The organism is Agreia pratensis (assembly GCF_900177685.1).
In the GTDB taxonomy this organism is placed as follows: domain Bacteria; phylum Actinomycetota; class Actinomycetes; order Actinomycetales; family Microbacteriaceae; genus Agreia; species Agreia pratensis.
This window is the reverse complement of record NZ_FXAY01000002.1, coordinates 383,550-396,335: the sequence shown is the minus strand read 5'-3', so window position 1 is coordinate 396,335 and position 12,786 is coordinate 383,550. Positions and strand designations below refer to the sequence as shown.

General features: G+C 66.8%; 9 protein-coding genes. 4 read left to right on the top strand and 5 right to left on the bottom strand.

Going from position 1 to position 12,786, the window contains the following annotated elements; all coding sequences use genetic code 11:
• Positions 1–2 precede the first annotated feature (2 nt).
• The 3 genes from B9Y86_RS17520 to B9Y86_RS07235 all read right to left on the bottom strand — a co-directional run bounded on the left by B9Y86_RS17520 (position 3) and on the right by B9Y86_RS07235 (position 6,321).
• Complete coding sequence (locus tag B9Y86_RS17520; RefSeq protein WP_085484480.1) at positions 3–2,672, bottom strand: tetratricopeptide repeat protein; 2,670 nt, start codon at positions 2,670–2,672, stop codon at positions 3–5.
• Between the two features lie 162 nt (positions 2,673–2,834).
• Positions 2,835–4,715 (bottom strand): HSP90 family protein, encoded by a 1,881-nt coding sequence (locus B9Y86_RS07240; RefSeq protein WP_085484478.1) that lies wholly within the window; start codon positions 4,713–4,715, stop codon positions 2,835–2,837.
• A gap of 73 nt (positions 4,716–4,788) precedes the next feature.
• Positions 4,789–6,321: a molybdopterin-dependent oxidoreductase gene (locus B9Y86_RS07235; protein WP_085484476.1), complete on the bottom strand. Its 1,533-nt coding sequence runs from the start codon at positions 6,319–6,321 to the stop codon at positions 4,789–4,791.
• An 84-nt stretch (positions 6,322–6,405) separates the two neighbouring features.
• On the opposite strand from B9Y86_RS07235, the gene B9Y86_RS07230 reads away from it, so the two are divergent.
• Positions 6,406–8,082, top strand: a complete 1,677-nt coding sequence (locus B9Y86_RS07230) for a sensor histidine kinase (protein WP_176223294.1) — start codon at positions 6,406–6,408, stop codon at positions 8,080–8,082.
• Positions 8,079–9,245 (top strand): GGDEF domain-containing protein, encoded by a 1,167-nt coding sequence (locus B9Y86_RS07225; protein WP_085484472.1) that lies wholly within the window; start codon positions 8,079–8,081, stop codon positions 9,243–9,245. The genes B9Y86_RS07230 and B9Y86_RS07225 overlap by 4 nt, the downstream gene beginning before the upstream one ends.
• Positions 9,246–9,251: 6 nt before the next feature.
• On the opposite strand, the gene B9Y86_RS07220 is transcribed toward B9Y86_RS07225, so the two are convergent.
• The gene (locus tag B9Y86_RS07220) at positions 9,252–9,869 is read right to left on the bottom strand and encodes a hypothetical protein (protein ID WP_085484470.1); all 618 of its coding nucleotides are present in this window, start codon (positions 9,867–9,869) and stop codon (positions 9,252–9,254) included.
• Positions 9,870–9,995: 126 nt separating this feature from the next.
• Between B9Y86_RS07220 and B9Y86_RS07215 the strand changes: the two genes are divergently transcribed.
• Positions 9,996–11,441, top strand: a complete 1,446-nt coding sequence (locus B9Y86_RS07215) for a glycosyltransferase family 2 protein (protein WP_085484468.1) — start codon at positions 9,996–9,998, stop codon at positions 11,439–11,441.
• Complete coding sequence (locus B9Y86_RS07210; RefSeq protein WP_085484466.1) at positions 11,438–11,800, top strand: hypothetical protein; 363 nt, start codon at positions 11,438–11,440, stop codon at positions 11,798–11,800. Before B9Y86_RS07215 ends, B9Y86_RS07210 begins: the two co-directional genes overlap by 4 nt.
• Positions 11,801–11,803: 3 nt before the next feature.
• On the opposite strand, the gene B9Y86_RS07205 is transcribed toward B9Y86_RS07210, so the two are convergent.
• On the bottom strand, positions 11,804–12,745 hold the full coding sequence (locus B9Y86_RS07205; RefSeq protein WP_425319466.1) for a response regulator transcription factor: 942 nt from the start codon (positions 12,743–12,745) through the stop codon (positions 11,804–11,806).
• Between the last annotated feature and the right edge of the window lie 41 nt (positions 12,746–12,786).

Here is a 12,786-nt window from a genome sequence, read left to right as displayed (position 1 = left end):
GGCTAGCTTTCGTCGACCGAGGCGCGAGCTTCGGCTGCCTCGGCGTGGCGACCCAGCTGCTCGAGCACGTCTCCGAGCTCGAGTGTTGCAGCGACGCGGGCCTGCGGAACATCGCCCAGACGCTCCAAGGCGCCCCGGTAGATCGTCACCGCGGACTCCGCGTTCTGCTGCGCGACGAGCATGCGTGCGGCGAGCAGCTCGGCGAGCCCTGCGGCCACCTCATCGCCGGATGCCGCATAGCCGTCGGCGGCCGAGAGTGCCGCGGGCACGGCCTCGGCGAGACGGTCGAGTTGCTGCAGCGCCCTCGCCTTCGAATCGGTGACGTCTGCGACGAGCCACTCCGCCTCCTCGGCCCGCGCGATGGCCAGCACCTCGTCGAGCTCGGCGAGTCCGGCATCGTCTCCGAAGCGGCAGCGTGCGCGACCGAGCGAGTGCAGCGCCTCGACCAAGAGCTGCAGTTCGTCAGCGCCGCGGGCCGAGGCCAACGCCTCCTCCAGCACCTGGATGCACTGCTCGTCGTCGTACGTCAGAAGGAGACCACCGAGCGCGATGCCCGATTGCGTCGCCCCGATCGGATCACCGGCCTCGGTGTACAGCTCGATCGCGCGGCTCCAGGCTCCGTAGGCCGCGGACCCGTCGCCGGACTGTCTGTGCGCCTGGCCCAGCCAGAACAACGTTTCAGCTCGGGCTCCCGGCAGCGCATCAGACGACACCTCCGAGGCGTACACCTCATCGAGCACCTCTGCGGCGGCCTCGGCTTGACCCGCCTGCACGAGCAGCCGGCCCAGCCCGTAACGCAGGCCGTCGACATCCGGCCTCTCGGCCAACTCGGCCTCGCGAACAGCAAGACGCCATCGGGTCACGGCCTCGTCGAGACGACCCGCGTCGCGCAGCAGCGACGCGCTGAGCACTGCGGAGTCGACCATGCCGGAGCGGTGGCCCAGACGAGTCCACAGTGCCAGCGCCGCGTCGGCCGACGCCAGACCGGGCTCTATCTCGCCCTCCGCGCCGGCGAGCTGCGCCAGCAGATGGTGCGCTGTGGCACGGAAAGCGCGGTCGAGGTCGAACTCGAGAAGGCGATCCAGCGTGGAGACCGCTTCGGCGAGCTCGTCGGTTCTGGCGAGCGCGTGCGCCAGGAACATCAGAGCCGAGATCCGCATGGGGCTGTCCGGCGCCTCGTCGAGCAGCTCCCCCGCGCGACGGAAGAGAACGAGCGCCTCCTCGGCGCGCCCCTCCTGCAGGTGCACAGATCCGAGCGTGAGTGCGAGATCGGCGCGGGTCTCAGCGTCGGCACCCCGCGCATCCGCCGCCTGCAGCGTCATCTCGAGAACGTGCACGTCGTCGTCGACCGCCGTGCCGAGCATGATGAGCCCGAGCACCACCTCGATGTCGGCCTGGTCGTCGCAGCCCATGTCGCGCAGCACCGCGATGCGATCGATCTGCCGAGCCGCCGCCTCATCGAGGTCGCCCGCCGCGATGAGAGCCTGAATGAGCACGGCGTGCAGCAACGACCGGATGCGTCCGGCCGGGCTCCGGTCGACAGGCACGTTCTCGAGTCGGTCGGCCTCGAGCCCGCGCCGGGCGGCGGTCACCGAATCGGGGTACGCACCCATGCCCAAGAGCTCCCGAGCGCGCACGAGCCAGCCCGCGGCATCCACGGGATCGGTTTCTGCGACAGCCGGGATGCTCGGGAGAAAGCCTTCGCCCTGCAGCGGCAGGTCGTAGTGCTCTTCGGAGAGGGCCCGGGACCGCTCGACGATTCTGCTGTGCCGGTCGTTGCCGTTGCGCTCGTCGAAGGCGCACGCCAGCCGTTCGGCGGCGAGCCAGGATGCAGCGGCGAGGCCCTCCGCGCTCCAATCACCGTCATGAGGGCCGAAGAACGGCTCGAGTGCGGCGACGCCGGATCCTCGAACGGCGGCATCTCCGAGACCGCTCCGAACGACCGCATCGAGCAGAACACCGAATGAACGCAGCGCGGCGAAGTGCGCTCGGGCATTGAGCGAGTCATGCGCGAGCCAGCCGATATGGCGCTCGAGCAGCGTGAGCCCGCGTGCCTCGTTGCCCGTCACGGCGCAGAAGACGAGGTGATTCGCGATGATGCCGATGTTGTCCGAGTTCGACCGCGCCAACCGGTAGCTGCGCAGATGGGCCGCTTTCGCGGTGTCGAGTTCGCCGGCGCGCAGCCAGGAGAGCAATCCGCGGCTCAGGGCGGTCTCCGGTTCCTCGCCGCAGCTCAGGCCCTGCTCCACGATCTCGTCGAAGCGTTCGATCGCCTCCGCTTCTCGGCCGACCGACGCGAGATACGCGGCGTCCTCGCTTCGCACGCAGGCGTCGCAGTGGCTGTACTCGTCGCGCGGTTCGCGGCGCAGCGCCGCCCTGGCGCTCTCGGCCTCTGCATCGCTCAGGTTGTCGGCCGCGTCGTCGAAGCGTGCCTGCAGCACGCCGCTCTGCCCGACTCCCGCTCTGCGGTATCGCGTCTCCATCTCGTCGAGCACAGCCTCGATCTCGGCGCGCGGAAAGACGGGCGATGCACCGAGCGTGCCAGCCATCCACTTGAACTGCCACAGCAGATCGAGCTCGCCGACCTTCAACGGGAAGCGGGCCGGATCACTGTCGTGCTTGCCGAGGCACCAGCCGAACGAGGCCAGCATGGTGTCGGTGTCACCCGTCATCTTGGCCGACGCGGTCAGCCTGAGCCGCGCCTCGTAGGCGAGCGCGTCTTCTCCTGCGTCGTCTGCCAGGGCGATCGCCTGGTCGATGAGCGACCGCTCGGCGGCACCGAAGGGCAGGGTGTCGATCTATGCGAACAACTCAAGGATCGTGCTGCGTGACATCTACGAAGGATCGCTTTCTTGAGAGGGATAACCAGGTAGGCCGACGCTGAGGTGCACCAGATCCGACAGAGCCGAGGTCAGCATCCGACGATCGGCGGCCTGCAGGGGCCGGTGGCCGGCGAGTAGGGCCTGAACGTACACGAGCTGGATGCTTCGGCTGAAGACGGCGTCGTCGTTGGTCGCCGCGAGGGTGCGCACCAGCGGATTGTTCCAGTTGAGGCAGAGTCTCAGGCGGCCCGAAGCCTGTGCGCCTCGATGCGCGGCGGCCGCCTTGTCGACGCGACCGAGAACGGAACCCCACAGCGGAGGTGCGGTCTCCTGCGCGGCGGCACGGCCGATCGACCGCAGGGCGTCGGGGTCGGCGACCGCGAGCGCCGGCAGGTCGGCCGGCTCGAAGCCCCGCACGTCGACATCGCACGACACCTGGCGCAGCGCTTCGGCGGCTCGCTCCTCCAGAGTGTGCGCGAGGGGCCGATCTGCCATGGGCGGTGAATCGAGGTTGTCGAGTTCGCCGAGCACGGTGACCCGCTCGACGGTCACCCCGGCGACGATGTCGGGAAGCCGACGCACGATTTCGGCGTCGTAGATGTATCCGCCGTTCACGATGGGCGACGACCGGTCGCCGAACGCCGCCACCTGTCTGAATTCGTCGACCGTCTCGGCATAACGCACGTGCGCAGAGCGCTGCATGACTGCATCGAGCGTCATCGGTCCCGCTGACGTCTCAACCGAAAGCCATCTCGCCAAGACTCCGGCGAGCTCATCGTCGTGCACGACGAGCGATTTGAGCGCGACGTGATGGATGGCGACGAACTCGGCGAGTCGATGAGGTTCGGCGAGCGCCTTCTGCAGAATCCATCGCCGAAGCGCTGCCCCGAGCTCCGAGCGGGTGTATTCGAGCGATTCGTTCTCGACCAGCTGTTCCCGCGAAGCGGTGGGCTGCAGACCCTCGGTGTCGATCACCGCGCGAACGAAGAACGCCCAGTCGGGAAGTAGCTCGTCGATGCGCTCGCCGAGCAGCATCCGACCGAGGTAGACGCGGGTCGACTGGCGCGATCCGGGAGGCGGCGCATAGGGAAGCACGAAGGCAACGCCCCGCGTCGCGGTGCCCGGAACCACGAGCGGGATGGCATCGAAGGGAGTCGCGCCGAGCAATTCGGCACCGTAGGCGACGAGTTCTGCAGTGGGCTCAGCGTTCGACTGCAGAAAGACCGCATCGCGGTTGATGGTCTCTTCGCCCCCGCGAGGCAGGGCAATGCGAACGGGCAGATCGAGGAATTCGCCGAAGCGCGTGGCGAGAGCAACGACCGACGCGCTCGAAAGGAGCTCGGACATTCCGGCGAGCGGCACCAGTCGAACCTCGGTGCCGATGGCCAGAGCGGCGGTCTCGTGCTCATCGAGTTCGCGCGCCGTGTAGGTTCCGTCGGTGGCCCCGATCCACTCGACCCCCGGGCCGCCTGCCGCCGAGCGCGAGCGGATCACGATGCGATCTGCCACCATGAAACAGCTCAGCAGTCCGATTCCGAACTGGCCGAGGTAATCGGTTCGAGGCAGGTCGAACAGATCCCGTTTCGATGACCGTCCGACCGTGGCGAGCAGCTCGCCGACATCGGCGAGCGTCAGCCCTATGCCGTCGTCGCGGAAGACGAATTCGGCGCCCTCGCCGTCGGCGGGAGTGATCCAGATTCCACCGCCACCGGCGATGGGCTCCACCGCGTGCTGACGCCGGGCGACGACGGCGTCGCGCCCGTTCTGCATCAGCTCGCGCAGAAACACCTGCGGACTCGAGTAGATATGCCTCGAGAGAAGGTCGACCACGCCACGCAGGTCGACCTGAAAGGGTCTCGATGCCCCAGCGTCGACGCCATCTGTTCGAGACACGCTGCTCTCCCTCACACTCTGTACCGTCGTTCACAGTACCCGCCGCGTGGCGCAAGCGAGGAACGCGTCGGCGTCAGCTGCCGACGGTGACCGTGATCGTGTCCCATCCGGTCGCCCCGCTGGGGGCTGGAGGCGCCTGCCGATCGGTCTGCGTATAGCCCGACTTGTCCGTCGCCCGCACCGCAATAGTGTGTGCGCCCGCCGAGGCCGGCCACTGCAGAACCCACTGCACCCACGTGTCGTCGGAGATGCCGGGCGCGAGCGTGGCCTTCTGCCATGCGCCGTCGTCGACGCGCACCTCGACACCGGCGATTCCGGTGTGCGGCGCCCAAGCGACGCCCGCGATCGCGACGGTTCCGGATGCGACGGTCTGGCCCGACAGCGGAACATCGATGCGCGACTGGGTCACCACCGGCCCGAGGGCATCCCAGCCTCGCGGGGTCCAGTAGCCCTCGGCGTCGGCGAAACGGGTGACCTTCATCTCGGTGACCCATTTCGTCGCCGAGACGTAGCCGAACAGGCCGGGCACGATCATGCGAGCGGGAAAACCGTGCTCCGTGGGAAGCGGCTCGCCGTTCATGCCGACCGCCAGGAGCGCCTGCCTGTTCGGATCGGCGAGCGCCTCGATGGGAGTGCCCGCGCTGAACCCATCGGGCCCAGAGGAGAGCACCATATCGGCGCTCGATTGCACGCCGGCACGCGCCAGCAGTTCACGGATGGGGTAGCCCAGCCAGGTGGCGTTGCCGATCAACCCGCCGCCGACCTCGTTCGATACGCAGGCGATCGTCGTCACGTGCTCGACGAGCGGAAGAGCGAGCAGCTCCGCGTAGCCGATCGTGACCTCGGTGTCGACGAGCCCGGTGATCTTGAGTTGCCAGTCGTCGGGGTTGATCTGCGGCACCTGGAGGGCCACGTCGATGCGGTAGAACTGCTCGTTCGGAGTGATCAGCGCGCTGATGCCTTCGACATCGAGGCTGGTGGCGGGGTCGATCGCGGGCGCGGGCGTCGCCGGAGCAGGCAGCGCGATCGCCTGCCGGATAGCGGTGACCGCCGCCGTACTGGCGTTCATGGCCCGGGCGCCGATCGCCACGATCAGAGCGGTCGCGCCGGTGACACCGGCGTACGTCAGAAACTGTCTGCGCTGCATGCCCGTGCGTGAGGCATCCGGCGCATCGATCCAGGCACCCAGGCGCCGGATGCCGGAGCGCAGCACGAGCACGCCCGCGATCATTCCGAGCACGGTCGGGAAGGCCCACAGGGCGCTGGCCTCCGGTCGGGTCTGCACGGCGATCACGGCGATGGCGGCGAAGACAACGAGAATCACCACGCCGAGCGGGGGCCGCCGTCGCTCGAGCACACCCGCGAGTGCGGCGAACACCACGACGACGACGCCGAGAATCACGAAGAGCGCGATCTTGTCGCCGGTGCCGAACAGCGCGATCATCGACTCTTTGAGCCAGGCGGGAGCGAGATCGATGGCCAATTGACCGACGGCGAAGAACGGTGAGCTCGAACTCGAGACGAACACCGCGACCGCCTCGGCCGTGGCAAGCACGGCGAGCGCCGAGATCACGCCGATAAGAGCAGCCGACAACTGTTTGCGCATGCTGTGAACCCTACGCCGCCAATCCGATAGCGCGGCTGAGCAGAGGAGCCGCACCACGGTTGCTACGCTCAGATGATGGTAGCTGTGTCGGGGGACAGTGGGGCGGCCGTCCGCTCTGCCGTCGAGCGGTCTGTCTTTCTCTCCCAGCTTCTGGTCACCGGAGCGACCCTCGTGCTGGTCGCGATCTCGTTCATCGTCGCTCCCAGCGACCTCGCGTCCCCCATGTTCTTCGCCGGAGTCGTCTCGATCTTCTCCGTCACCGGCCTCGCCGCCGCCGTTCCCTGGCGTCTTGTGCCGAAGATCTGGATCGCCGCTCTTCCTGTGCTCGACATTCTGGCTATCGGGCTCATCCGGCAGGATCAGCCCCTCCTCGGCGCCACCCTTCTCTTCGTGTTCCCGGTGATCTGGATGTCGATGCACTTCAGGTTCTGGGGAGCCGTCACCAGTGTGGTGCTTCCCGCGGTGCTCACCTGGGGTGGCGAGTTGATCCGCGATGGAGGGGTGGCGATCGATCCCTCCGTGCTACCCCGCCTCGGTGTCGTTCCGATTGTGCTCGCCTTCGTCGCCACCACCGTCTACTCGACGACGCGTCGGGCGGCGGCGCAGCGCTCCCTGCTCCAGCAACAGGCCGATCTGTTCGATCAGGCCCTGCAGGCTTCCCGACGGCAGAAGCAGACCCTCGACGAGCTCTTCGACGCGGTCGACTTCGGCGTGATCGGTTTCGACGGCAGCGGTCGCGTGAACCTCATCAACCGTGCCCAACGCGAGATGGCGACACCCTTCGGCCTGGGTGAGGGTTCCATCCTTCCGTCGGTCATCTATCGCGAAGACCGAACGACCGCCTACGAGGAATACGACAGGCCGTTCCAGAGGGCTCTCCGCGGCGAGACGGTCGACCGTGAGACCGTGTGGTTCGGTGAGCCAGGAGAGGTCCAAGCCGCCATCCTCACCTCGTCGCGACCCGTGATCGACGAACACGGCGCATACGACGGCGGCGTCATCGTCTTCCGCGATATCACCGCCGAGTTGAAAGCGGTCAAAGCCCGCGACGACCTCGTGGCATCGGTCTCGCACGAGCTCCGCACCCCCCTCACATCGATCGTCGGCTACACAGAGTTGGCGCTCGATGAAGACATCCCCGACAGCACACGGAGCATGCTCGAGATCACCTCGCGCAATGCCGACCGCATGCTGGGCATCGTCGCCGATCTGCTCGCCGCGGCCAGCGAATCGACCCAGACTCTGCTTCTGGTCTTCGAGCCCTGCGACCTGGCCCAGATCGTGCGCGACGGAATCGAATCCATCACGCCCGTCGCATCCGAAAGCCACCTCACCTTCGTCGTCGACGAACTCGAGCCGCTCGTGTTCGATGCCGACGCATTCCGTCTGCGCCAGGTCGTCGACAACATCTTCTCGAACGCCGTGAAGTACAACTCGCCCCACGGCCGCATCGAGGTTGCCCTGCGCACGGTAGACCACGGTTTCGCCGAGCTGCGTGTGCACGACACGGGTCGCGGCATGACGGATGCCGAGCAGGCACACCTGTTCGACCGGTTCTACCGGGCCGACTCCGTGCGCAACTCGGCCGTTCACGGTACCGGCCTCGGCCTCAGCATCAGCCGCGACATCATTCACCAGCACGGTGGGGAACTCCGGCTGGAATCGGCCCGCGGCAAGGGAACGACGGCGATCGTCACCCTGCCCATGCGGGAACGCGAGGCAGCCCTCGAATCCGACTCCTCATCGAAAGGCACCCCATGAACCTCGACATCGTCACCCTGATGACGATGTCGAGCCTCGCCGTCGTGATCTGCGGCGTCTCGTTCGTGCTCAACACCTCATTCGCGCGGAGCGACCCGACCGGACGCATGTGGAGCCTCGGGTTCATCAGCGGCATCATCGTGGCGGCCGGCTACGGCGTAGAGGCCGCTGTTCCCGACGCCTGGTGGGGTCTTGTGGTGGGGAACGTCGCCTACATCGGAGCGGTCGGAGGGCTGTGGTGCGGTACCCGGCTGCACAACGGCCGACGCCCCCTTCTGGGGATCGTCGTCGCCGTGGCGGCCGTGGTCGCGCTCGCGACGATCGTGCAGACTCCCGGCGACGGAACCTGGGCGGGGGCGCCGGTACTCTGGCTCGGTCTGGCCGCGCTGAGTTTTCTGGGCGGGCTCGAGTTTCAGCGCGGCAGGCTCCATCGCAATGTGAACGGGCGGTCGCTCGGAATCGTGCTCTTTCTCTTCGCGTTCTTTTCGGCCGCCCGCGTCATCGCGTTCTTCGTCGGCGGGCCCGATGGCGCAGCATTCGCGCTGTATTTCAATCCGGGCGTCGCTGCAATGTTCACGATGGCCGTCATCATCAGTGCGGCCATCACCGTCTCGGTGCTTCGAGCGGAGCGGGGAGGCGACAGCGCCGTGGGCGACCACCGCGTGGGCATCCTGTCGCGTGCAGGGGTACTCTCGGCCGATTCATTCGAGCAGACCGCGCGCGACCACCTCGAACGGGCCGAGGCCCGGGGCGCCGGCATGGCGCTCATCGGGGCCGACATCGATCGTCTTCCCGATGTGAACACGGCCTTCGGCCGCTCGGCCGGCGACGAGGCGATCTCCACATTCGCGCAGACCCTGCGTGACACGGTGCCGGTGATGGCCGCCGTAGGGCACCCCTCTGCCGGGCGTTTCTTCGTCCTCGTCTTGGTCGCCAATGCGACTGAAGCGCTGGTGTTCGCAGAGCAGATTCAGATCGCCCTCGTCGACACCCCCTTGCCCGCCACCCAGAAGATCAGGCTGACAGCGAGTCTCGGCATCGCGGACACGTTCGACCACGGCTACGCACTTCAGGCGCTGGAGACTGCGGCCATACGCTCGATCGACACAGCAAAGGCGGCAGGCGGAAACCGCATCGAGGTCAGTGCGGTGGAACTCGGCTGAGCAGGGCTACTCCGCGATCGCGATCGTGATCTGGTCGGTCGCCGTCTGCTTGGCGTAGGCGCCTGAGGTCGGGGTGGTCTGGATGAGCAGCTCGTAGGTGAACGACAGAGTGACGCTCGTAGCGGTCGGATCGATGGCCGGCAGAATGAACGTCTGGCTGTAGCTATAGGGCGACTTGATGTCGTATCCGGGAGAGACCGTCGACTGGTCGCTCAACGGAGCCGGAGCCTCCAGCTGACCCGCGGGACCGGACACGGCGACGACCAGACTGACGCGCGAGAGGTAGACACCCTGCCCCTCATCGGTGCCGAGGGCGCCGATCAACGAGAAGCTGACGGGCTTGTTCGCGTCGGCCTTCCACTGATCCATGCTCAGCGTCGACCAGTAGTTGGCGGTCAGTGCGGCGTCGCCCGCCTGGAGTTGATGCTGCGCCGATCCTGTCGCGAGTTCGTTGACGATCGAAGCGATCGTGGCCTTGGGTGTGGGAGTCGGCGTCTTGGTCGATGTGGCGGCCGATGTCGTGCCTGCCGCCCACGGAGCCGTGCCGCATCCGCTCATGCCCACGACGAGCGCAGACCCGACTGCCACGGCCGCGACCGCCTTCTTCCAGCTTGTCCGAACCATGCGCCGCTCCCCCGTGCCATCGCGTTGCACCGCCAGATACGGGATGCGCGAATCTTGAGCATATCTTGCGGAGACCTTGTCTTTGGCTTGCCGAAAGCCTGATTTCGGTGCGACAGAGTTGCACTCATGACCGACACGAACCGTTACGTGAAGCCCCAGCCGGCCGTCGACCCCGCCCTCGCCGCCTATGCGACCGAGTTCATCGACATCGTCGACGCTCTGCCGAGTTACCGCCCGATGGTGGGCTGCATCGTTCCGGCCTACAACGAGGCCGACTCGATCGCCGAGGTTCTCGAATCGCTCCTCGCACAGACACGTCTCCCCGACGTGATTCACGTGGTCGTCAACAATTCGACCGACAAGACCGTCGAGGTCGCGAGCGAGTTCGCCGGCCCGCACAGCCGCACCGACAACGGCGTGACGCAGGAGACCGAGGTCTTCATCCACGACATCGGTGAGAACCCCGACAAGAAGGTCGGCGCACTCAATTACGGCTACTCTCTCGTCGAGGGATGCGACTACCTGCTCGGAGTCGACGGCGACACCACGGCCGATCCCACCGCGGTGGAGTCGCTCGAGGCCGAGATCGCGTCGGACACCCGCATCGGCGGCATCTCTGCGATCTACTCGATCGACGAGGCGCCCATCACGGGCACCATGGCGAAGTTCCTCATCTCGGGCCAGCGCGCACAGTTCGCCGCGTTCAACATGCAGAACATGCTCCGCGGCCGCAATATGGCGGTTCTCGGTGGGCAGTTCTCGATCTTCTCGGTCAAGGCGCTGCGCGAGGTCATGGTCGACAGCCACCAGGCGACGCCGTGGGTCAAGGACTCCGAGGTCGAGGATTCGCTCCTGTCACTGCAGATCAAGAGCGCCGGATACCTCACCAAGATCTCTGCCCGCGCCCGCGCAAACGTCGGCGGCATGACATCTCTGCGCGGCCTCGACGCCCAGCAGGTCAAGTGGAACTTCGGAGCCATCGAACTCATGTGGCCCGGGCAGCGGGGCGACACCAAAGGCCAGCCCCTGCACCCCAATCTGCGTCTGCGCTGGCTCGAGAACTTCTCGATGGTGACGAACATCGTCACCCGCGGGCTGTTCTTCCTGCTGCTCATCGCTTCGCTCTCCATCGGCGCCTTCGTCTTCAGCCCGGTCTGGCTGATCCCCCCGGTCGTCGCCATGGCGCTCAACTGGCGCACCGCGTACTCCATGAAGAACCGCAGTTGGAAGGACACCTTCTTCGCCGTGGCGCTGTTCCCCGCCGAGCTCTACATGTGGGTTCGCATCGGCCACTTCGTTCGCGCATGGTCGAAGTTCGCCAGCAACAAGCAGGTCGACAACTGGGCCGAGCAGGCCAAGGCGGAGCGAGGCTCCGGCAACGCCTACCTCACCCCGCTGCTCGTCGCCGCCGGCATCGTCGTGGCGCTGGTCGTCATCTGGATGCAGCTGCCGATCGTCGCCCAGTCGACCATCCTGTGGATCGGGTGGCCCGTACTCGGTGTCATCACGGTTCTGCAGACACTCACCATGTTCGCCAAGCTGGTCAAACGCCACCACGGATACAAGGTATGAGTCGTCTACTCGACGAGGACGCCCTCCACGACCTGCTCACCTCGGTGGGCAGGGACGAGGGGGCGCGTACCCGTTTCGCCCGAGATTTCGTCAGCCTCTGGGATACCCGTGTCCAGAGGCTGACGGACGCCCTCGACCGTCGCGACGCCGAGGAGACACACGTCGTGCTCCTCAGCATCCGGTCGTCGAGCAAGATGATCGGCGCACAGGTCATCGAGGCAACGGCATCTCTGATGCACAGCTCGCTCGGTCGCGAGGATATCGACGGGTGCGCCCGTCATCTCGACCGGCTCGATCAGGTCGGGCGCGAGACGTGCGTCGAACTCGCCGAGCGGTTCGGACTCCACTCGAACGTCTGAGGCCTACTCGTCGGCCGCGGCCAGTCTGTACCCCACGCCGCGCACGGTCTCGAGCCACCGCGGAGAGGTGAGGCTGTCGCCGAGCTTCTTGCGCAGATTGCCCATGTGCACTTCGACGGCTCGCTTGTCGGCCTCAGTCACGTAGTAGGCGGTCACATAGCTCTCGCCACGCAACAGCAGGGCAAGGTCTGCCTTCGTGCGAACCCGCCGTCTCGATTCGACGACCGCCACAAGCAGGTCGAATTCGGTGCGAGTGAGTTCCAGATCTCTGCCGTCGAGCGACGCGAGACGCATCTCACGGTTGAGGCGCAGGCCGTTGTGCTCGATCCATCCCTCACCGCCGTCGTCCGACGTTTCGCGCTCGACCGGGGGTGCGGCATCCGGCACTGCGTCAGGAACACCCGGCGCGGCATGGGCGCCCGTTCGTGTGGACGGCTCGGCGGTCACGACCGCGGGCGCAGTTGCAGGCGCAGTCGGCGCCTCGACGACCGCGACGGCGACAGGAGCGGGTGCCGACACCGGAGCAGAGGGAGCCGCAACGACAGGAACATCGGCCACAGCCATGCGTGGACGGCGCAGCATCGCGTCGATGCGGGCTCGCAGCTCGCGCGGACGGAACGGTTTCGTCAGGTAGTCGTCGGCTCCGGCCTCGAGACCCTGCAGGGTATCGATCTCCTCATCGCGCGCCGTGAGCATCACGATGTAGGTCTGGCTGAACGTGCGCAGACGCTTGGCCACCTCGAAGCCGTCCATGCCGGGCATGCTCACGTCGAGTGTGGTGACGATGGGTTCGTACGCTCGCACGGCCTGGATGCCATCGTGGCCGTTGCTCGTAGCGATCACGTCGAATCCGGCTTGGGTGAGCACGCTCTCGAGGAGGTGCCGGATGTCAGCATCATCTTCGATGATGACGGCCATCCGTCTCTCTTGCGCGTCAAAGCTCACAGCGATCCCCAATCCTTCGACGTACGGTGCACCCTATCAAA

Excerpts from the sequence above, each read along its gene's own strand:
- B9Y86_RS17520 (WP_085484480.1), bottom strand. The coding sequence starts at position 2,672 with ATGACGGGTGACACCGACACCATGCTGGCCTCGTTCGGCTGGTGCCTC.
- B9Y86_RS07235 (WP_085484476.1), bottom strand. The coding sequence starts at position 6,321 with ATGCGCAAACAGTTGTCGGCTGCTCTTATCGGCGTGATCTCGGCGCTC.
- B9Y86_RS07225 (WP_085484472.1), top strand. The coding sequence starts at position 8,079 with ATGAACCTCGACATCGTCACCCTGATGACGATGTCGAGCCTCGCCGTC.
- B9Y86_RS07220 (WP_085484470.1), bottom strand. The coding sequence starts at position 9,869 with ATGGTTCGGACAAGCTGGAAGAAGGCGGTCGCGGCCGTGGCAGTCGGG.
- B9Y86_RS07215 (WP_085484468.1), top strand. The coding sequence starts at position 9,996 with ATGACCGACACGAACCGTTACGTGAAGCCCCAGCCGGCCGTCGACCCC.
- B9Y86_RS07210 (WP_085484466.1), top strand. The coding sequence starts at position 11,438 with ATGAGTCGTCTACTCGACGAGGACGCCCTCCACGACCTGCTCACCTCG.